Below are 19,588 nucleotides of genomic sequence, written 5' to 3'. Positions count from 1 at the left end.
CCACGCTAGTGAAGACCCCTCCTCCGGCTCCGGAGAAGGTGGCGAAGAAAGCAGCCTCGGGTGCGTTCGACCCGAAGATGCTGCTCACCTCCTTGCCGGACGCGCTGCGCAAGCTCGACCCGCGGGTGATGGTGCGGAACCCGGTGATGTTCGTGGTCGAGGTCGGGGCGGTCGCGTCCACGATCAAGGCCATCACCGACCCCAGCGTCTTCGTCTGGTGGATCGTGGTCTGGCTGTGGCTGACCGTCGTGTTCGCCAACCTGGCCGAAGCTGTGGCCGAAGGCCGCGGCAAGGCGCAGGCCGAGACGCTGCGGCGGGCGAAGACCGAGACCACCGCGCGACGCCTCACCGACACCGGTGAGGAAGAGGTCCCGGCCACCGCGCTGCAACTGGGCGACCGGGTGGTCGTCGAGGCCGGACAGATCATCCCCGGCGACGGCGACGTGATCGAGGGCGTGGCCAGCGTCGACGAGTCCGCCATCACCGGTGAATCCGCGCCGGTGATCCGCGAGTCCGGTGGCGACCGCAGCGCGGTCACCGGCGGCACCAAGGTCCTGTCGGACCGGATCGTCGTGAAGATCACCACCAAGCCAGGCGAGAGCTTCATCGACCGGATGATCGCCCTGGTCGAAGGCGCCTCGCGGCAGAAGACGCCGAACGAGATCGCGCTGAACATCCTGCTCGCCAGCCTCACGATCGTCTTCCTGATCGCGGTGGCGACGCTGCCGACGTTCGCGAACTACGCCAACGTGCACCTGAACATCGTGATCCTGGTGGCTTTGCTGGTCGCCCTGATCCCGACCACCATCGGGGCCCTGCTGTCGGCCATCGGTATCGCCGGCATGGACCGGTTGGTCCAGCGCAACGTGCTGGCCATGTCGGGTCGTGCGGTCGAGGCCGCGGGTGACGTGAACACGCTGCTGCTGGACAAGACCGGCACCATCACGCTGGGCAACCGGCAGGCGTCGGAGTTCATCCCGGTCGAGGGCGTGTCGGACACCGAGCTGGCCGACGCGGCGCAGCTGTCCAGCCTGGCCGACGAGACACCGGAGGGCCGATCGATCGTCGTACTGGCGAAGACCGGCTACGGCCTGCGGGAACGGCACACCGGCGAACTACCGCACGCGCACTTCGTGGAGTTCACCGCGCAGACCCGGATGAGCGGCGTCGACGTGGACGGCCGTCAGGTCCGCAAGGGCGCGGCCGGTGCGGTCAACGCCTGGATCAACCAGAACGGCGGCACCACCGACCCGAAGCTCGGCGAGATGGTCGACGGCATCTCGGCCTCTGGCGGTACGCCGCTGGTCGTCGCCGAGAACGTCAACGGGAAGGCGCGTCCGCTGGGCGTCATCCACCTCAAGGACGTGGTCAAGGAAGGCATGCGGGAGCGGTTCGACGAGATGCGCCGGATGGGCATCCGGACCGTGATGATCACCGGTGACAACCAACTGACCGCGAAGGCGATCGCCGAGGAGGCCGGGGTCGACGACTTCCTGGCCGAGGCGACGCCCGAGGACAAGATGGCGCTGATCAAGAAGGAGCAGGAGGGCGGCCGGCTGGTCGCGATGACGGGTGACGGCACCAACGACGCACCTGCGCTGGCCCAGGCCGACGTCGGGGTGGCGATGAACTCCGGTACGTCGGCCGCCAAGGAGGCCGGCAACATGGTCGACCTCGACTCCAACCCGACCAAGCTGATCGAGATCGTCGAGATCGGCAAGCAGTTGCTGATCACCCGTGGTTCGCTGACCACGTTCTCGATCGCCAACGACGTCGCGAAGTACTTCGCCATCCTGCCGGCGTTGTTCGCGGCGGCGTACCCGGGACTGGACAAGCTGAACATCATGGGGCTGCACTCGCCGGAGTCGGCGATCGTGTCCGCCATCGTGTTCAACGCGCTCGTCATCGTGGCGCTGGTGCCGCTGGCTCTGCGGGGTGTCCAGTACAAGCCGTCGTCGGCGTCGGCGATGCTGCGGCGCAACCTTCTGATCTACGGCGTCGGCGGTCTGATCACCCCGTTCATCGGTATCAAGCTCCTCGACCTGGTGATCTCCTTGATCCCCGGGCTCGGCTGAAAGGTATTTGTCAATGGCAAGCAATCTCCCCGGCTCGGTTCGCCAGTTCGGGGTCGCAATCCGGGCCCTGCTGGTCTTTACCGTTGCCCTCGGCATCATTTATCCGCTGGCCATGACCGGCGTGGCGCAGGCGCTGTTCCACAGCAACGCGAACGGCTCGATCGTCCAGGTCAACGGCAAGGACGTGGCCTCCGACCTGATCGGCCAGCCGTACACCAAGCAGGCGACCAAGGACGGCAAGCCGGAGGTCGACGCCGACGGCAAGCCGGTGATGGAGGCCGACCCGATGTGGTTCCAGTCCCGGCCGTCCGCGGTCGACTACGACGCGATGGCCAGCTCGGGCTCGAACCTCGGCCCGAACAACGCCGACCTGCTCGCGGCGATCGAGGAGCGGAAGAAGGCCGTCGCCGCGCTCGAGGGCGTGGACCCGTCCCAGGTGCCGCCGGACGCACTCACGGCCAGCGCGAGCGGCCTCGACCCGCACATCAGCCCGGCGTACGCCGCGCTGCAGGTGAACAGAGTCGCCCGCGAGCGTGGCCTGGACGTGGCCAAGGTCCAGCAACTGGTGAAGGAGAACACGGAGGGTCGAGCCCTGGGCTTCCTGGGTGAACCCCGCGTCAACGTGGTCAAGCTCAACAACGCTCTCGCGGCGTTGAGCTGAACTGAGAGCATGGGGGTATGAGTAAGAGCGGCCGCGGGCATCTGCGGATCTACCTCGGTGCCGCGCCCGGTGTAGGGAAGACCTACAAGATGCTGGGCGAGGGTCAGCGCCGGCTGACCCGCGGCACCGACGTGGTGGTCGGGTTCATCGAGACCCACGGCCGGGAACACACCGCCGAGATGCTCCAGGGCCTCGAGGTGGTTCCGCGCCGGATCCTCGACTACCGCGGTGCCAGCTTCACCGAGATGGACATCGACGCGGTGCTGGCCCGGCGGCCCGAGGTCGCGCTGGTCGACGAACTGGCGCACACCAACGTGCCGGGCAGCCGGAACGAGAAGCGCTGGCAGGACATCGAGGAGCTGCTGGCCGCCGGGATCGACGTGATCTCGGCGGTCAACATCCAGCACCTCGAGTCGATCAACGACGTGGTCGAGAAGATCACCGGCGTACCGCAGCAGGAGACGGTCCCGGACCGGGTGGTCCGGGCCGCCGACCAGATCGAGCTGGTGGACATGACGCCGGAGGCGCTGCGCCGCCGGATGGCCCACGGCAACGTCTACACGGCGGACAAGATCGACGCTGCCCTGGGCAACTACTTCCGGGTCGGCAACCTGTCCGCCCTGCGCGAACTCGCGCTGCTCTGGCTCGCCGACCGGGTCGACGCCGGCCTGCAGCAGTACCGTGCGCAGCATGACATCGATTCGACCTGGGAGGCCCGGGAGCGCGTCGTCGTCGCGCTCACCGGCGGTCCCGAGGGTGAGACGCTGATCCGGCGTGCCGCCCGCATCGCCGCCAGGTCCGCCGGTGGAGACCTGCTCGCCGTCCACGTCGCCCGCTCCGACGGTCTGACCGGCGCCGACCCGAAACGGCTGGCCGAGCAGCGCAATCTGGTCGAGAGCCTCGGTGGCACCTATCACCAGGTGGTCGGTGACGACATCCCGGCCGCACTGCTGACGTTCGCCCGCGCCGAGAACGCGACCCAGCTGGTGCTCGGCGGCTCCCGCCGGTCCCGGCTGTCGTCGGTGCTGACCGGCCCGGGGATCGGGTCCAGCACGATCCGCGATTCCGGTGACATCGACGTTCACATCGTCACCCACTCGCAGATGGGCCGCGGCCGGCTACCGCGGTTGCGGGGCAGCCTGTCCCGGCGCCGCAAGGTCCAGGGCTTCATCCTGGCCATCGTTCTGCCGCCGGTGCTCGCCCTGGTGCTCGGCCTGGGCGGGGACAACCTCAACCTGACCAGCAACGTGCTGGCCTTCCTGCTGGCCGTGGTCGTCGTGGCCCTCGTCGGTGGGTTGTGGCCGGCCATGGTCACGGCGATCGGCGGCACCGTCGTACTGAACTACTTCTTCACGCCACCGAAGCGGACCTTCACGATCGCCGAGCTGAACAACGCGCTCGCCCTCGCGATCTTCATCCTGGTGGCCGCGATGGTCAGCTCGGTCGTCGACCGGGCGGCCCGCCGGACCAGACAGGCGGCCCGCGCGGCCGCCGAGTCGGAGACGTTGGCGACATTGGCCGGTTCCGTGTTGCGGGGCGAGACCGCTCTGCCCGCCCTGCTCGAACGGGTTCGCGAGGCCTTCGGGATGACCGGAGCCTGCCTGATGGAGCGGGTGGACGACGACGAGCTGACCGAGGTCTGGCGGCCGTTGGCGTCGGCCGGGACGATGACCTGCGGCCGGCCCGAGGAAGGCGATGCCGAGATCCCGGCCCGCGACAACCTGGTCCTGGTTCTCCAGGGCCATCAGCTGGCCGCGGACGAGCGCCGGCTGGTCGGGGCGTTCGCCGCCCACGCGGCTGCTTTGGTCGACAAGGCGCGGCTGAGCGAGGCCGCCGCCGAGGCGAAGCCGCTGGCCGAGGCCGACAAGCTGCGTACGGCGTTGCTCCGGGCGGTCGGCCACGATCTCCGCTCGCCACTCGCCTCGGCGAAGGCGTCCGTGACCAGCCTGCGCAGCGACGATGTGGAGTGGACCGAGTCCGAGCGCGCCGAGCTGCTGGAGACGGCGGACGAGTCGCTCGACCGGTTGTCGCGACTCGTGGACAACCTGCTCGACCTCAGCCGGCTGCAGGCCGGCGTACTGCCTGTCTTCACGCGGCCGATGGCGATGGACGAGATCATTCCCGGCGTCCTGGCCGAGCTGGGCGACGACGGCGACAAGGTCACGGTGGATATCCCGCACACGCTGCCGCTGGTCGAGGCCGACCCAGCGCTGCTGGAGCGCGTCATGGCGAACCTGCTGGCCAACGCGGTCCGTTACTCGCCGCCCGGACGGCCGCCGCTGATCACCGGGAGCGCGCTCGGCGACACCGTCGAGATCCGGGTGATCGACCGAGGACCGGGGATCCCGCGCCAGGATCGGGACCGCGTCTTCGCGCCGTTCCAGCGGCTCGGCGACACCGACAACACGGTCGGCGTCGGCCTCGGGTTGGCGCTGGCCCGCGGTCTGACCGAGGCGATGCACGGCACGTTGCAGCCCGAGGACACCCCGGGCGGTGGGCTGACCATGGTGGTGGCGATCCCGACCGCAACCCTGCGACCAGCCGACGTACCGGTGCCAGGGGCTCGGGAACGCTCCGAACCGGAGGTGTACGAATGACGGTATTGATGCCACGCCTCCGGCGCGGCGGGTCATGGGGCTGTTACTCCCGGCCTTCCCTTGTCCCTCCGGTCGCTGCGCTCCCTCCGGTCGCTGCGCTCCCTCCGCTCCTCAGTCCAGGCCGGGAGGCCCCATGACCAGGGTCTTGGTGGTGGACGACGAGCCACAGATCGTGCGGGCGCTGCAGATCAACCTGAAGGCCCGCGGCTACGAGGTTCATCTGGCCGGCAGCGGTACGGCGGCGTTGAAGGTGGCGGCGCAACACCCGCCGGAGCTGGTGATCCTCGACCTGGGGCTACCGGACCTCGACGGGGTCGACGTGATCCGTGGGCTGCGGGGCTGGACCGAGGCGCCGATCCTGGTGCTGTCCGGGCGGAGCGACCAGACCGACAAGGTCGAGGCGCTGGATGCCGGCGCGGACGACTACGTGACCAAGCCGTTCGGGATCGACGAGCTGCTGGCCCGGATGCGCGCCGTACTGCGTCGCAGCAACATCGCGCAGGACCAGCCGGTGGTGACAGTGGGCAGTGCCACGGTCGACCTGGCCGCGAAGCGGGTCACCCTGGAGACCGGCGAGGACATCCGCCTCACCCCGACCGAGTGGCACCTGCTCGAGGTCCTGGTTCGGCATCCCGGCAAGCTGATGTCCCAGCGCCAGCTCCTCACCGAGGTCTGGGGCCCTGGCTACGAGACCGCCAGCGGCAACCTTCGCTTCTACATGGGCCAGCTCCGCCGCAAGCTCGAGACCGATCCCGCCCGCCCCAAACACCTCCTGACCGAACCAGGAATGGGCTACCGCTTCGAGCCTTAAGCCCGGCTGATGGCTACCTCACTGTCAGGATGGCCGCCACGAACACGGCCGTCGGCCTCACGAGTGTCTGTTTCGTTCAAGACCTCGGCCCGGATCTGCGCCAAGGTAGAGGCATGGACATCTTCACCGCAGGTCGTGATTTCGTACGCCGGGAGGCCCGGCTGGTCGAGAGCCGGTTGTTCGCGACGGTCTTCGAGGACGCCGACCCGCACGGCGTGGTCGATGCGCTGCGCGGATACCAGAACGCCGATGGTGGTTTCGGGCACGGTCTGGAGCCGGACAAGCGCTGCCCGGACAGCCTCGCGCTGGACGTGGAGGTCGCGTTCGACACCATGCTCGCGGCGGGAGCCCGCGACGACGTGATGATCCGCCGGGCCGTGGACTGGCTGGGCCTCACCGCGAACTCCGACGGTGCGGTGTCGCTTTGTGCACCGGTCGTCGAGCAGTACCCGCGCGCCGAGCACATCAGCGAGTGGACCTACCAGCCCGGTCTCAACCCGACCGCGGGGCTGGTCGGTCGCCTGTACAAGCTCGGCGTCGCGCACCCGTGGCGCGACAAGGCCGGGGCCTGGTGCGCCGCCGAGTTGGCCAAGGGCTTGCCCGAGGACGCCCACGGCCTGCATGAGGCGCTCGAGTTCCTCGAACACACCGATGACGCGGACATCGACCGGGTCCGGGACTGGCTCCCGAAGCTCCAGTGGTTCCGGGCCGACGCCGCAGACCCGACGTACGGCGTCACTCCGCTGCACCTCGCGTCGACACCGGACAGCTTCTGGCGCCCGCTCTTTACCGACGCCCAACTGGAAGCCCACCTGGATCGCCTCGTCGCAGACCAGCAACCCGACGGCGGCTGGGCCATCACCTGGGAACCCCCGGGCCCCGCCTCCACCATGGAGTACCGAGGCATCGTCACCGTCGGTGCCCTCCGCACGCTGAAGGCCTACAACCGCATCTGAAGACAGCCGAAGGCCCTCCCCGGGTGCCGGGGAGGGCCTTCGGCTGTGCTTTACCGCTCTTCGCGGAAGTCGACGTGCTGCCGCAGCGCGGGGTCGTACTTGCGGATCACCAGCCGGTCGGGATTGTTCCGGCGGTTCTTCCGCGTTACATAGGTGAAGCCGGTGCCCGCCGTGCTGCGGAGCTTGACGATCGGGCGGAGGTCGTTGCGCTTGGCCATACTGTCCTTTCCCGGATCACCTGGCGGGTGACCCTCGCTGGTGATAACGCCGGCGGGGTGGCCGCTATTCCGGCTCGGAGGGTACGGTGTACTGGTTATCGTTTTCAATAAGGCGGAGGTGCGGATGCTGCCGGTGACCTTGCTGACAGGTGTCGACGAGGAGTTCCGTGGCGCGGTCGCGGCCAATCTGCTGGCCGCCGGGCCGGCCGGGGTCCTGGTCGAGTACGACGTCAGTGGCCTGACCGACGGCTCCGTCGTACGGGTCGCCCGGACCGCCGGTGGCGTGATCGACCGCGAGGTGATCCGGATGAGCCACCCGTGCACCTCCTGCGCGATGCGGGGCTCGCTGGTGCAGCTGTTGCTCAGCATCGGGGCGGTCGAGCAGTACGACGTCGCGATCGTGAACCTGCCGTCCGCCGGAGATACCAAGGCACTCGCCGAGGAGATCGCCCGGGACGGAGGCGGGGAGCTCCGGGTGGACGCGGTCATCACGACGGTCGACACGGGCAGTGTGATCGACGACCTGACCGGCGACCAGCTGGTCCGGGAGCGCGGCATCCCGACCGCGGCCGAGGACGGCCGGGCCGTCGCCGAGGTGGTTGCGAGCCAGCTCGAGTACGCGAACGCCGCGGTCCTGAGCAGCGACGACGAGACCGCCCGCGCACTGGTGCGTGCGATCAACCCCCAGTTGATCACCAGGACCACGCCGGCCGGGCTGCTCGGCGTACGGCTGCATGATGCCGACGCCGCCGCCGAGCCCGGATCGATCGTGGCTCCGCTGCACGACGACGGTCCGGTGCGGACGCTCGTCTGGCAGTCGGATCGCCCATTCCATCCGGAGCGCTTGTACGACGCGTTGGAGGACCTGGTCGCCGGGACGGCGCGCGGCCGGGGGACCGTGTGGATCGCGACCCAGCACCGCAACCGGCTGAGCTGGGACAGCTTCGGCACCAACGTCGCCATCGGCGTCCTGGGTCCGTGGCTCGCGGATCTCCCCGCCGATCGCTGGCCCGCGGTCGGGCAGCAGCACCAGGCCCGGTCGGCGCTCGAGTGGCACCCGGAGTCCGGCGATCGCGCGTCGTACCTGTCGATCACCGGAGTCGGTCTGGACGTCCGGGAATTACGGGAGCGCCTGGATGGTTGTGTCCTTCGTGCGGATGAAGCGGTCCACCCCTTGACCGATCCGTTCGCCCCTTACTTGGAAGGAAGTACCGCAGCATGAAGAAGGACATTCACCCCGACTACCGCCGGGTCGTCTTCCGGGACAAGTCCGGCAACTTCAGCTTCCTCACCGGGTCGACGCGCGAGAGCAACGAGACCATCGAGTGGCACGACGGGAACACCTACCCGGTCGTCGACGTCGAGATCTCGTCCGCCAGCCACCCGTTCTACACGGGTCAGCAGCGCGTCATGGACACCCAGGGCCGCGTGGAGAAGTTCAAGAAGCGCTACGGCCAGAAGTAACCGCCGTCGGCTTGAACCTGAATCGGGGCCTCGGACAGGAAATAACCTGTTCGAGGCCCCGTTTTGCTGTCTGAGGCTCGGACACGTCTCGGATTCGAGACGGCGGATTCGGGTCGCTGGTGTCTGTGGGCGGGTGTGGCAGCTCACACTGGGTGGATGGAACCGGTGGAGCTGGTGGGGGCCGGGCTGAGCCCGTTGGAAGCGGTGGCGCTGGGGCAACGGCGTACCGCGGTGCGGCTGAGTGACGACGCGCGGAAGCGGATGCACGAGTCGGCCACCGCGGTGGCCGAGGTCGCGCGGCATCGACCGGTGTACGGGCGGACCACGGGCGTCGGCGCCAACCGGGACGTCCTCACCGCCGACCCCGAGCACGGCGCCCGGTTGCTCGGATCGCATTCCACCACCGGTACGACGTCGTACCCGAAGGATGTGGTCCGGCTCGGGCTGCTGATCCGGGTCAACCAGCTCGCCTCGGGCGGTTCCGGGCTCGAGCCCGAGGTCGCCGACGCGATCGTTGCCTTGCTCAACGATGACGTCCTGCCGGATCTGCACCGGGGCGGTGCGATCGGCACCGGTGACCTCGGTCCACTGGCCGAGCTCGGACTGGCCCTCGGCCCCGTCGTCGACGGAGTCAGCGCGCTCCCGCTGCTCTCGAGCAATGCGATCACCTTGGCCGAGTGTTGCCTCGCGTACGTCGAGGCCTCCACGCTGATCAACGTCGTACCGCTGGTCGGTGCGCTGTCGCATGTCGCGCTGCGCGGCAATGCCGAGGTGTACGACGTTCGCGTGCACGAGGCCCGTCCGCAACCCGGGCAGGTCCGGGTCGCGCGCCGGATGCGCGGACTGCTCGACGACCTGCCGCTCCCGCCGGCCCGCATTCAGGATCCCTTCGGTCTGCGCGCTTTCGCCCAGGTACTCGGGCCTGCCGTCGACCACGTGGACGCGCTGGGCAACAGCCTGCGGATCGACATCAACGCCTCCGCGGAGAACCCGCTCGTGGCCGGCGACACCGTGCTGCACAACGGCAACTGGCACGCGATGCCGATCGCCCTCGCCCTCGACTCGCTCCGGCTCAGCCTGCACAGCGTCGCGACGCTGTCGACGTCCCGGGTGGCGAACCTGGTCGACCCGGAATTCACCGGACTCACCCGGTTCCTGGCCAGCGGGGCCGAGGCGAGCTCCGGGGTGATGATGATCGAGTACGTCGCGCACGATGCGCTGGCCTCGGTTCGTTCAGCGGCTCAGCCGGCCACTCTCGGTACGGCGACGCTGTCGCGGGGAGCCGAGCACCACGCCAGCTTCGCGCCGCAGGCCGCCGTACTGACTGCTCAGCTCCTGGACGCGCTGCGCGAAGTGCTGGCCAGTGAGTTGGTCACCGCCGTACGCGCGATTCGCCTGGCCGGCTTGACGCCTGACGATCTCGCGCCGGCCGCGGTCGGCCCGTGGCTGGCGGATGCGCTCGCGGCTCTGCCGGACGACCTGGCCGACCGTTCGCTGCGGGAGGACCTGGAGATCGCCCGCGGTCTGATGACGCAATGGGGCGACCGCCAGGTCGAGCATCCCGCCGAGTCCGGCTAGAGCTCTTTGAGGTTGAACGCGCCCGGCTCTGCACGTCGACGCCCTCGATGATGTAACGGGCCATGCCCGGGATCGCCTGGTACGACGACCCGTCGCCGGCCGTCTGGTCCCCGGTGGCGGAGAAGCCGGTCGCGTACCCGGCCGGGTGTTGCGTGAGCGGACCGGTCGGACCCGGGAAGTACCTGCTGACCACCAGGTCGGTGTCATCCGGTACGGCGACGCGCACCGGATCGGACACCCACTCAGCACCTACCGGGATCGTCACCGCCGAGCGCCCGCCGAACAACACCGTGACCAGCTCGGCCGGATCGACTGTCGGCGTACCGGCGAGGTCATCCTTCCGCGGTGTGACCGTCACCCCGATCTCACCTAAAGTCGCTGCCCCCTCGCAACCGGTTATCGCCCAACGGTCGATCCCCAGCGCCGGACGGCGGTGGACCCGGACGTCCCCCACTCACCAACCCCCGAGTCCGCGCCGCTCAGGCAGGTCGGTGAGCGTGCGGTTGCCGGTGGTGCGGGCCTTGGTGAGTGGTGGACGTCCACTACCCGTGGAGGCGGCGGGTGAGGGCTGTGGCGGCTTGGCGGATTCGGTGGGCCAGGTGGGGGCGTTCGGAGGGCGGGACGGCGTCGGTGCGGAAGGTGACGCTGATGGCGGCGGCTGGGTGGCCGGCGTGGTCGACGGCGGCGCTGGCGACGGAGGCGACGCCGGGGGTGATGAAGGAGTCCTCGACCGCGAAGCCCTGGCGTTTCTCGTCGGCGAGGAGCCGGCGGAGTTGGGTGAGGGTCTGGGGTCCGTAATCGGTACGCCGTACGAAGCTCTCCGGAGTGGGGAAGAGCGCGCGGACCTGGGCCGGCGGGAGCTCGGCGAGCAGCGCGCGGCCGGAGGCGGTGAGGGTGGCCGGGAGCCGTACGCCGACGTCGGTGACCAACGTGACCGGGCGAGGCGGCTGTTCCTTCAGCAGGTAGACGAGCTCACGACCATGCAGTACGCCGAGATGCGCGGTCTGACCGACTTCCGCGACGAGCTGGACGAGCAGCGGCCGGGCAAGTCGCTCGAGCGGATCGTGCCGAAGGTATGCCGAACCGATCTCGAACGCGGCCACCCCGAGCCCGTAGCGCTTCTCCTCGGGCAGGTGCACGACGAAGCCCTCGTCGATCATTGCCCGCAGCAAGTGGTACGTCGATGAGCGTGGCAGGTCGACCGCGGAGGCGATGCGCTCCATCGGTACCGGTCCGGGCTGGGTGGCCAGGAACGTCAGCACCCGCAGGGTCCGGGTCGAGGCGGGAACGTTGCCGCTCACAACGGCAGGGTAACCGTCCCGGTCTCAGATCCCGGACGATTGGCGCTTCTTGGCGCGGCTCCGCTTCAGCCAGAACCGCACGCCCTCGCCCGCCACGGCCAGCGCGAACAGCCCGCCGGCGACGCCCCAGTCGAAATAGTCCTCGCCGGACACCAAGGCACCAACGAACAACGACAGGACGCCGAAGAACACCAGGGTCAGGGCGATCCGCATCAGAGGGTCTTCTCCGCGGTCCAGGCGGCCGACGACACGTGATAGCCGAGCCACGCGTTCACCGCCAGCATCGGCGCGTTCGCCGCGTCGTTCCCGGTGTTCGCCGTGACGAACCCCGCGTCCCGGGCCCGCGTCAGCGCCACCGACTTCACCACCTTGGCCAGCCCGCGCCCACGCGCAGCCGGGATCGTCCCGGTCAAGTTCGACCAGATCACTCCCCGCCCCGGATCCGCGGTCGTGGTCACGAACGACAGCACCGTGTCGCCGTCCAGCACCGCGGCACTGAGGTCGCGCCGCAGATCCGGGTTCCCCCAGTCGACGGCCAGCCATTCGTCGTACGGCGGTGCGAACGACAGGCCACTGGGATCACCGTCGGCGACGGCGACCACGGCACGCCACAACTCCCGCGGATCCGCTTGTTCGTAGTTCACGACCTGTAGACCCGCGGGAAGCGCCGGCGGTTCCGGTACGGCGCTCAGTTCCGCACTGGAATGGCTCATCCGGCGACCGATGGTGAACCCACGCCGGGTCGCGAACTCCTTGGACCCGTCGTCGTCCGCGACGACGACCAGCAGGCTCGCCGCACCGGCCGCGGCGGCTTCCGTGCAGATCGTCTCCGCCAGGGCGCCCCCGATACCGCGCTTGCGCAGGTCCGGGGGGACCTGGACCGCGATCCGGACCCGCGGCGACCGGTCTTCGGGACCAGGCAGGAAGATGTTGCCGAAGCCGACCACGTCGGAGCCGTCGACCGCGATCAGGTCGACCCGGCCGGTGCCGCTGCGGAGCTGAACCTCGATCGCGCCCGCCGTCTTCACCAGATGTGGCACGGCCGCGGCCCAGACCCGAGCGATCCCCGCCGCATCCTCCGGCCTCGCCGGCCGGATCTCGAACACCATTCCCTCACTCTAGGTGTCAGGTGGTCCACCAAGGTGTCTCAGATCCGAGACAGAAACTGTGCGGCGCTGCTGTCGGTTGCCGGTGCCGCGCGGTGCAATGTTCGAGTGGAACACACCAATGAAGTGATCGTCGGCGTCGGGCCGCTGACCGCGGCCGACGTGGTCGCGGTGGCGCGGCACGGAGCCCAGGTGCGGATCAGCGACCAGGCACTCGAGGAGATCGCGAAGTCGCGGGCCGCCATCGAGGCCCTCGCCCACGCGGACACCCCGCACTACGGCGTATCGACCGGCTTCGGCGCGCTCGCGACCCGGCACATCGCGCCCGAGTTGCGCGCCCAGCTGCAGCGCAGCCTGGTCCGGTCGCACGCGGCCGGCTCCGGCCCCGAGGTGGAGACCGAAGTGGTCCGGGCGCTTGCCCTGCTGCGACTCTCCACCCTCGCCACCGGCCGTACGGGCGTGAAGGTCGAGACCGCCCAGGCGTACGCCGGTCTGCTCAACGCGCACCTGACTCCGGTGGTCCACGAGTACGGCAGCCTCGGCTGCTCCGGTGATCTCGCGCCGCTGTCCCACGTCGCGCTCGCGGTGATGGGCGAAGGTCCGGTCCGAGATGCCGAGGGCAATCTTCTTGACGCCCGGGATGCGCTGCCGGCGCACGGCCTGACGCCGGTCGTGCTGGCCGAGAAGGAAGGCCTCGCGCTGATCAACGGCACCGACGGCATGCTCGGCATGCTGCTGCTCGCGCTGGCCGACCTCGACCGGCTCTTCAAGACCGCCGACATCGCCGCCGCGATGAGCGTCGAAGGGCAGCTCGCCACCGACCGGGTATTCGCGGCGGAACTCCAGGCCCTGCGCCCCCAGCCCGGCCAGGCCCTCGCGGCCGCCAACCTGCGCGCGATCCTCGCCGACAGCGCGATCGTCGCCAGCCATCGCGGCCCGGACTGCAACCGCGTCCAGGACGCGTACTCCTTGCGCTGCTCACCACAGGTGCACGGCGCCGCGCGCGACACCGCTTCCCACGCGGCCACCGTCGCGGGTTATGAGCTCGCCTCCGCGATCGACAACCCGGTTGTCCTGCCGGACGGGCGGGTCGAGTCCAATGGCAACTTCCACGGCGCTCCGGTCGGCTACGTGCTCGACTTCCTCGCGATCGCCGTCGCGGACGTCGCGTCGATCAGCGAGCGCCGTACCGATCGCTTCCTCGATGTCGCGCGCAACCACGGGCTGAACGCCTTCCTGGCCGACGATCCCGGGGTCGACAGTGGTCACATGATCGCGCAGTACACGCAGGCCGCGATCGTGTCCGAGCTGAAGCGGCTCGCCGTACCGGCCAGCGTCGACTCGATCCCGAGCAGCGCGATGCAGGAGGACCACGTCTCGATGGGCTGGTCGGCCGCACGCAAGCTGCGCAAGGCGATCGACGGGCTCCAGCGGGTGCTGGCGATCGAGATCCTGACCGCCGCGCGGGCGCTCGACCTGCGCGCGCCACTCACTCCGGCCCCGGCCACCGCCGCCGTCCGGACCGCCCTGCGGGCCCACGTCGAGGGACCGGGCACCGACCGGCACCTCGCCCCCGAGATCGAGCACTCCGTCCGGCTTGTTGCCGACGGCACCTATATCACCGTCACCGAGGCCGTCACCGGCCCGCTGAACTAGAAAGGCTGGATCACCCATGTCCGGACCCCGTCCTGTGCGCGCGCCCCGCGGTACCACCCTGACCGCCCGCGGCTGGCAGCAGGAAGCCGCGCTGCGGATGCTGCAGAACAACCTCGACCCGGAGGTCGCCGAGCACCCCGACGAGCTCGTCGTGTACGGCGGTTCCGGCAAGGCCGCCCGCGACTGGAACTCGTTCGACGCGATGGTCCGGACCCTGACCACGCTGAAGGACGACGAGACGATGCTCGTGCAGTCCGGCCGGCCGGTCGGTGTGATGCAGACTCACGAGTGGGCGCCGCGCGTACTGATCGCGAACTCGAACCTGGTCGGCGACTGGGCCACCTGGGAGGAGTTCCGCAAGCTCGAGGCGATGGGGCTGACCATGTACGGCCAGATGACGGCCGGGTCGTGGATCTACATCGGCACCCAGGGCATCCTGCAGGGCACCTACGAGACGTTCGCCGCGGTCGCCGCGAAGAAGTTCGGCGGCTCGCTGGCCGGGACGATCACGCTGACCGCCGGACTCGGCGGCATGGGCGGCGCGCAGCCGCTGGCCGTCACCATGAACGACGGTGTCGCGATCTGTATCGATGTCGACTCCTCCCGGATCGACCGGCGGATCGAGCACCGGTACCTCGACGTCCGCGCGGACTCGCTGGAGCACGCATTGCGGCTGGCCGAGGAGGCCAAGAAAGCTCGCCGGCCGCTGTCGATCGGTGTCCTCGGCAACGCCGCGGTGATCGTGCCGGAACTGCTGGAGCTGGGCGCGCCGATCGACATCGTCACCGACCAGACCTCGGCGCACGACCCGCTGATGTACCTGCCGGTGGGGATCGACTTCGACGACTGGACCACCGCCCGCGAGAAGGACCCGGCCGGTTTCACCGAGCGCGCGCAGGCCTCGATGGCCCGGCACGTCGCCGCGATGGTGGGCTTCCAGGACGCGGGTGCCGAGGTGTTCGACTACGGCAACTCGATCCGCGACGAGGCTCGCAAGGCCGGTTACCACCGGGCCTTCGAGTTCCCCGGCTTCGTACCGGCATACATCCGGCCGCTGTTCTGTGAGGGCAAGGGCCCGTTCCGGTGGGCCGCGCTGTCGGGCAACCCGGCCGACATCGCCAAGACCGACCAGGCGATCCTCGACCTCTTCCCGGACAACGAGCACCTGGCGCGCTGGATCAAGATGGCCGGCGAGCGGGTCGCGTTCCAGGGGCTGCCGGCAAGGATCTGCTGGCTCGGCCAGGGCGAACGGGACAAGGCCGGCGTCCGGTTCAACGACATGGTTGCCTCCGGCGAGCTCGAAGCGCCGATCGTGATCGGCCGGGACCACCTGGACACCGGCAGCGTGGCATCGCCGTACCGGGAGACCGAAGGCATGCTGGACGGTTCGGACGCGATCGCGGACTGGCCGTTGCTGAACGCGATGGTGAACGTGGCCAGCGGCGCGTCCTGGGTGTCGATCCACCACGGCGGCGGCGTCGGGATGGGCCGGTCCATCCACGCCGGCCAGGTATCGGTTGCCGACGGCACCGACTTGGCCCGGCAGAAACTCGAGCGGGTACTCACCAACGACCCGGCGATGGGTGTCATCCGGCACGTCGACGCCGGCTACCACAAGGCCGCGGAGGTCGCGGCCGAACAAGGTGTCAGGGTTCCGATGCGGGAATCCTGACTGCCCTGACTGGGGCGGCGGGACGGCGAAGGTAATAGCAGAGTGCGACTGTAGCAATCCCTACCGCTATGGTGCACTTTCTCGGGGAGCGAGAAACCGGGCGATCACGTGGCTTCGGTCTCTCGTTCCGCTAGGGTCGATCGGGCGACCGACGACGAGCGCGAAGGGGCGCCATGATCGAGTTCGAGGACGTCACCAAGCGGTATCCGGACGGCACCGTCGCCGTCGACACCTTGTCCCTGCGGATCCCGAGCAACGAGATCACCGTGTTCGTCGGTCCGTCCGGCTGCGGCAAGACCACGTCGCTGCGGATGATCAACCGTACGATCGAGCGGACCGGTGGGACGATCTCGATCGACGGTGAGGACATCAACGGCAAGGACGCGGTCACGTTGCGCCGCGGCATCGGGTACGTGATCCAGAACGCCGGCCTGTTCCCGCACAGGACGGTCGTGGACAACGTCGCCACCGTGCCGAAGCTGCTCGGCTGGGACAAGCGCAAGGCGCACAGTACGGCGATGGAACTGCTCGAGCGCGTCGGCCTCGACCCCAAGCTGGCCGAGCGGTATCCGGCCCAGCTGTCCGGTGGCCAGCAGCAACGAGTCGGCGTCGCCCGCGCGCTCGCGGCCGACCCGGCGATCATGTTGATGGACGAGCCGTTCAGTGCCGTCGACCCGATCGTCCGCCATCAGTTGCAGGAGGAGTTGCTCCGGCTGCAGCGCGACATCGGCAAGACGATCGTGTTCGTCACCCACGACATCGACGAGGCGATCAAGCTCGGCGACAACGTCGCTGTCCTGCAGGTCGGCGGCAAGCTGGCCCAGTTCGCCCCGCCGGCGGAGCTGCTCGCGAATCCGGTCGACGACTTCGTCCGGGGGTTCGTCGGGCAGGATCGCGGTTACCGGGCGCTGACGTTCGTCCATCCGGACGAGTTGCCGCTCAAGCCGTTGCCGGAGGCGCTCGCGGTGCAGGACGGCGTACCGGTCGGGTGGCGCAACGGGAGTGCGACGGAATTGCTTCCGATCGGCTCCGTGTTCAAGCGCGGCGACTCGCTCCGCGCGGCCCTTGACGCCGTGCTCACCTCACCGACCGGGTGTGGCGTGTGCGTCGACGACGACGGCCGTGCGATCGGGGTCGTCGACCAGGCCACTGTCGCCGAGGTGTTGCGATCATGAGCTGGATCGCCGACAACGTCGCGCTGATCTGGGAACAACTCCGCGAGCACCTCTACCTGGCGATCATCCCGGTGATCCTCGGGCTGATCATCTCGGTGCCCCTCGGGTACGTCGCCACCCGGTACTCCTGGCTGGCGAACCCGCTGATCGCCTTGGGCGGCGTGCTGTACTCACTGCCGTCGATCGCGCTGTTCATCGTGATCCCGGCGGTCCTCGGCACCAAGGTGCTGTCCACGGTCAACATCATCGTTGCGCTGACCATCTATACCGTCGCCCTGCTGATCCGCAACGTGATCGACGGACTTCGCTCCGTACCGGCCGACGTCCGGCAGTCGGCGGTCGCGGTCGGGTACGGCGCGTTGCACCGGGTGATCGCGATCGACCTGCCGATCGCCGTACCGGTGATCTTCACCGGGTTGCGCGTGGTCACGGTGGCCAACATCTCGATGGTCAGCGTCGGCGCGGTGATCGGCATCGGCGGTCTGGGTGAGCTGTTCACGCTCGGCTTCCAGAAGGACTTCCTCACCCCGGTCGTGGTCGGCGTGGTGCTGTCGCTGCTGCTGGCGCTGGTCGCCGACGTGATCCTGGTCGTGCTGCAGCGACTCCTGACTCCGTGGGCGCGCGTCGCCGCTCCCGTGGGAGAGGTGGCCTGACATGTGGCAGTACCTCACCGACTCCTACAACTGGTCCGGGAACGAAGGGATCTGGGCGCGGATCGTCGAGCACGTCTGGTACACGTTTGCCGCGCTCGGGCTGGCCGCGGTGGTCGCGCTGCCGATCGGCCTGCGGATCGGCCACACCCGGCGCGGCGCGTTCCTGGCGATCAACCTCGGCAACGCCGCCCGCGCCCTGCCGAGCCTCGGCCTGCTGATGATCGCGGTCCTGCTGACCGACCAGATCGGCTTCCTGCCGGTGCTGATCGCGCTGTTCGCCCTCGGCGTACCGCCGATCCTGGCCTCGACGTACGCCGGGGTGTCCGGTGTCGATCCGGCCACGATCGACGCGGCCCGGGGGATGGGGATGACCGGCCGCGAGATCCTGACCAAGGTGGAGATCCCGATCGCGCTGCCGCTGATCATCTCCGGCCTGCGCAGCGCCACGCTGCAGATCGTCTCGACCGCGACGATCGCCGCGCTGGTGTCGCTGGGCGGTCTCGGACGCTACGTGGTCGACGGGCTGAAGCTCCGGGACTTTCCGCAGATGTTCACCGGCGCCCTGCTGGTGGCCCTGCTCGCGATCCTGCTCGACGTGCTCTTCGCGGTGATCGGCCGGATCACGGTCTCGCAGGGGCTCAAGATCAGCTGAACTGTCCGACGTACCTGATGAACTTGGCAACACCCATCGGCACCTGCCGGTGGCTGACGAGAACACTGGAGGCTCTCGTGTTGAGATCCACACTCATCCGTACTGCGATCGCCGGAGTGGCGGTGCTCGGCCTGGCCGGTTGTGGGGGTGGGGGCGACCAGCTCGGTAGCGACAACGCGGGCTCCTCACCCGCACCGTCCAAGGTGTCGAGCATCACCGTCGGCTCGGCCGACTTCTCCGAGAGCCAGCTGCTGGCGGAGATCTACGGCCAGGCCCTCGCCGCCAAGGGCATCGAGGTCAAGAAGAAGCCGAACATCGGCAACCGCGAGACCTACATGGCCGCGATCAAGGACGGGTCCGTCGACCTGGTCCCGGAGTACACCGGCGCCGCGCTGGCGTACTTCGACAAGAACTCCACCGAGACCGACCCGGACAAGGCGTACGACGCGCTGAAGGGCGCGCTGACGCCGGGCCTCGAGGTGCTGGAGATGTCGCCGGCCACCGACGAGGACACCATCGTGGTGACCAAAGCGACCGCGGACAAGTACAGCCTGAAGTCGCTGGCCGACCTGAAGCCGGTCGGCAAGGAACTGGTCGCCGGTGGCAGCTCGGAGTTCAAGGTCCGGTCGGCCGGTCTGAAGGGCCTGAAGGACAAGTACGGCGTCGAGTTCAAGGAGTACAAGACGCTGGACGCAGGTGGTCCGCTGAGCATCAAGGCGCTGCTGGACAACCAGATCCAGGTGACGAACCTGTTCACCACCCAGGCGGTGATCAAGGACGAGGGCCTGGTCCAGCTCGACGACCCGGAGAACATCCTGCCGCCGAACAACATCGTTCCGTTGATCCGGACCGACCACAAGTCCGACGACATCGTGGCGACGCTCAACGCGGTCGACGCGAAGCTGACCACCGAGGCCCTGACCGACCTGGTCAAGCGCATCGACGTCGGCAAGGAGAGCGCGGACGCGGTCGCGAAGGACTGGCTGTCGAAGAACCCGCTGTCTTGAGTTTCG

At 69.0% G+C, this 19,588-nt stretch carries 18 protein-coding genes; 14 read left to right on the top strand and 4 right to left on the bottom strand.

Annotated elements, in window-relative coordinates:
- Positions 1 to 38 precede the first annotated feature (38 nt).
- From kdpB to ACZ3HV_RS24325, 5 genes are all read left to right on the top strand, one after another.
- Positions 39 to 2,075, top strand: a complete 2,037-nt coding sequence (gene kdpB / locus ACZ3HV_RS24345) for a potassium-transporting ATPase subunit KdpB (RefSeq protein WP_465687464.1) — start codon at positions 39 to 41, stop codon at positions 2,073 to 2,075.
- A 13-nt stretch (positions 2,076 to 2,088) separates the two neighbouring features.
- On the top strand, positions 2,089 to 2,736 hold the full coding sequence (gene kdpC / locus ACZ3HV_RS24340) for a K(+)-transporting ATPase subunit C (RefSeq protein ID WP_465687264.1): 648 nt from the start codon (positions 2,089 to 2,091) through the stop codon (positions 2,734 to 2,736).
- 17 nt (positions 2,737 to 2,753) lie between these two features.
- Complete coding sequence (locus ACZ3HV_RS24335; protein ID WP_465687263.1) at positions 2,754 to 5,333, top strand: sensor histidine kinase; 2,580 nt, start codon at positions 2,754 to 2,756, stop codon at positions 5,331 to 5,333.
- 133 nt (positions 5,334 to 5,466) lie between these two features.
- The gene (locus ACZ3HV_RS24330; protein ID WP_465687262.1) at positions 5,467 to 6,144 is read left to right on the top strand and encodes a response regulator; all 678 of its coding nucleotides are present in this window, start codon (positions 5,467 to 5,469) and stop codon (positions 6,142 to 6,144) included.
- Between the two features lie 113 nt (positions 6,145 to 6,257).
- Positions 6,258 to 7,100, top strand: coding sequence for a hypothetical protein (locus ACZ3HV_RS24325; protein WP_465687261.1), 843 nt, complete (start codon positions 6,258 to 6,260; stop codon positions 7,098 to 7,100).
- A gap of 50 nt (positions 7,101 to 7,150) precedes the next feature.
- Here ACZ3HV_RS24325 and rpmG read toward each other — a convergent pair whose 3' ends face one another.
- Complete coding sequence (rpmG, locus tag ACZ3HV_RS24320) at positions 7,151 to 7,318, bottom strand: 50S ribosomal protein L33 (protein WP_465687260.1); 168 nt, start codon at positions 7,316 to 7,318, stop codon at positions 7,151 to 7,153.
- Positions 7,319 to 7,442: 124 nt separating this feature from the next.
- On the opposite strand from rpmG, the gene ACZ3HV_RS24315 reads away from it, so the two are divergent.
- The 3 genes from ACZ3HV_RS24315 to ACZ3HV_RS24305 all read left to right on the top strand — a co-directional run bounded on the left by ACZ3HV_RS24315 (position 7,443) and on the right by ACZ3HV_RS24305 (position 10,360).
- Complete coding sequence (locus ACZ3HV_RS24315; RefSeq protein ID WP_465687259.1) at positions 7,443 to 8,540, top strand: CobW family GTP-binding protein; 1,098 nt, start codon at positions 7,443 to 7,445, stop codon at positions 8,538 to 8,540.
- Positions 8,537 to 8,782 carry a type B 50S ribosomal protein L31 gene (locus ACZ3HV_RS24310; RefSeq protein WP_325024287.1) on the top strand — a complete coding sequence of 82 codons (246 nt, stop codon included), beginning with the start codon at positions 8,537 to 8,539 and terminating at the stop codon, positions 8,780 to 8,782. The genes ACZ3HV_RS24315 and ACZ3HV_RS24310 overlap by 4 nt, the downstream gene beginning before the upstream one ends.
- Before the next feature lie 156 nt (positions 8,783 to 8,938).
- Entirely contained in the window at positions 8,939 to 10,360 is a 1,422-nt protein-coding gene (locus ACZ3HV_RS24305; RefSeq protein WP_465687258.1) for an aromatic amino acid lyase, read from the top strand.
- Between the two features lie 542 nt (positions 10,361 to 10,902).
- Here ACZ3HV_RS24305 and ACZ3HV_RS24300 read toward each other — a convergent pair.
- Genes ACZ3HV_RS24300 through ACZ3HV_RS24290 form a run of 3 tightly spaced genes read right to left on the bottom strand, consistent with a single transcriptional unit; the run spans position 10,903 to position 12,770 of the window.
- Positions 10,903 to 11,661, bottom strand: a complete 759-nt coding sequence (locus ACZ3HV_RS24300) for an IclR family transcriptional regulator (protein ID WP_360361605.1) — start codon at positions 11,659 to 11,661, stop codon at positions 10,903 to 10,905.
- A gap of 24 nt (positions 11,662 to 11,685) precedes the next feature.
- Positions 11,686 to 11,874: a hypothetical protein gene (locus ACZ3HV_RS24295; RefSeq protein WP_465687257.1), complete on the bottom strand. Its 189-nt coding sequence runs from the start codon at positions 11,872 to 11,874 to the stop codon at positions 11,686 to 11,688.
- Complete coding sequence (locus ACZ3HV_RS24290) at positions 11,874 to 12,770, bottom strand: GNAT family N-acetyltransferase (RefSeq protein WP_465687256.1); 897 nt, start codon at positions 12,768 to 12,770, stop codon at positions 11,874 to 11,876. Before ACZ3HV_RS24290 ends, ACZ3HV_RS24295 begins: the two co-directional genes overlap by 1 nt.
- 105 nt (positions 12,771 to 12,875) lie before the next feature.
- On the opposite strand from ACZ3HV_RS24290, the gene hutH reads away from it, so the two are divergent.
- The 6 genes from hutH to ACZ3HV_RS24260 all read left to right on the top strand — a co-directional run bounded on the left by hutH (position 12,876) and on the right by ACZ3HV_RS24260 (position 19,582).
- On the top strand, positions 12,876 to 14,423 hold the full coding sequence (gene hutH, locus ACZ3HV_RS24285) for a histidine ammonia-lyase (RefSeq protein ID WP_465687255.1): 1,548 nt from the start codon (positions 12,876 to 12,878) through the stop codon (positions 14,421 to 14,423).
- A 16-nt stretch (positions 14,424 to 14,439) separates the two neighbouring features.
- Positions 14,440 to 16,095: a urocanate hydratase gene (gene hutU / locus ACZ3HV_RS24280; protein WP_465687254.1), complete on the top strand. Its 1,656-nt coding sequence runs from the start codon at positions 14,440 to 14,442 to the stop codon at positions 16,093 to 16,095.
- 173 nt (positions 16,096 to 16,268) lie between these two features.
- Positions 16,269 to 17,270 (top strand): ABC transporter ATP-binding protein, encoded by a 1,002-nt coding sequence (locus tag ACZ3HV_RS24275; protein WP_465687253.1) that lies wholly within the window; start codon positions 16,269 to 16,271, stop codon positions 17,268 to 17,270.
- Complete coding sequence (locus tag ACZ3HV_RS24270) at positions 17,267 to 17,923, top strand: ABC transporter permease (protein WP_465687252.1); 657 nt, start codon at positions 17,267 to 17,269, stop codon at positions 17,921 to 17,923. Before ACZ3HV_RS24275 ends, ACZ3HV_RS24270 begins: the two co-directional genes overlap by 4 nt.
- Before the next feature lies 1 nt (position 17,924).
- Positions 17,925 to 18,575, top strand: a complete 651-nt coding sequence (locus ACZ3HV_RS24265) for an ABC transporter permease (protein ID WP_465687251.1) — start codon at positions 17,925 to 17,927, stop codon at positions 18,573 to 18,575.
- 77 nt (positions 18,576 to 18,652) lie between these two features.
- Positions 18,653 to 19,582, top strand: a complete 930-nt coding sequence (locus ACZ3HV_RS24260) for an ABC transporter substrate-binding protein (protein WP_360361625.1) — start codon at positions 18,653 to 18,655, stop codon at positions 19,580 to 19,582.
- Positions 19,583 to 19,588 lie beyond the last annotated feature (6 nt).

Source organism: Kribbella sp. NPDC020701 (genome assembly GCF_055562215.1).
This window is presented reverse-complemented; position numbering and strand designations above follow the sequence as displayed.

Bases quoted from the DNA above. Each gene is read 5' to 3' on its own strand.
- kdpC (WP_465687264.1), top strand. From the start codon at position 2,089: ATGGCAAGCAATCTCCCCGGCTCGGTTCGCCAGTTCGGGGTCGCAATC.
- ACZ3HV_RS24335 (WP_465687263.1), top strand. From the start codon at position 2,754: ATGAGTAAGAGCGGCCGCGGGCATCTGCGGATCTACCTCGGTGCCGCG.
- ACZ3HV_RS24330 (WP_465687262.1), top strand. From the start codon at position 5,467: ATGACCAGGGTCTTGGTGGTGGACGACGAGCCACAGATCGTGCGGGCG.
- ACZ3HV_RS24325 (WP_465687261.1), top strand. From the start codon at position 6,258: ATGGACATCTTCACCGCAGGTCGTGATTTCGTACGCCGGGAGGCCCGG.
- rpmG (WP_465687260.1), bottom strand. From the start codon at position 7,318: ATGGCCAAGCGCAACGACCTCCGCCCGATCGTCAAGCTCCGCAGCACG.
- ACZ3HV_RS24315 (WP_465687259.1), top strand. From the start codon at position 7,443: ATGCTGCCGGTGACCTTGCTGACAGGTGTCGACGAGGAGTTCCGTGGC.
- ACZ3HV_RS24310 (WP_325024287.1), top strand. From the start codon at position 8,537: ATGAAGAAGGACATTCACCCCGACTACCGCCGGGTCGTCTTCCGGGAC.
- ACZ3HV_RS24305 (WP_465687258.1), top strand. From the start codon at position 8,939: ATGGAACCGGTGGAGCTGGTGGGGGCCGGGCTGAGCCCGTTGGAAGCG.
- ACZ3HV_RS24295 (WP_465687257.1), bottom strand. From the start codon at position 11,874: ATGCGGATCGCCCTGACCCTGGTGTTCTTCGGCGTCCTGTCGTTGTTC.
- ACZ3HV_RS24290 (WP_465687256.1), bottom strand. From the start codon at position 12,770: ATGGTGTTCGAGATCCGGCCGGCGAGGCCGGAGGATGCGGCGGGGATC.
- hutU (WP_465687254.1), top strand. From the start codon at position 14,440: ATGTCCGGACCCCGTCCTGTGCGCGCGCCCCGCGGTACCACCCTGACC.
- ACZ3HV_RS24275 (WP_465687253.1), top strand. From the start codon at position 16,269: ATGATCGAGTTCGAGGACGTCACCAAGCGGTATCCGGACGGCACCGTC.
- ACZ3HV_RS24270 (WP_465687252.1), top strand. From the start codon at position 17,267: ATGAGCTGGATCGCCGACAACGTCGCGCTGATCTGGGAACAACTCCGC.
- ACZ3HV_RS24265 (WP_465687251.1), top strand. From the start codon at position 17,925: ATGTGGCAGTACCTCACCGACTCCTACAACTGGTCCGGGAACGAAGGG.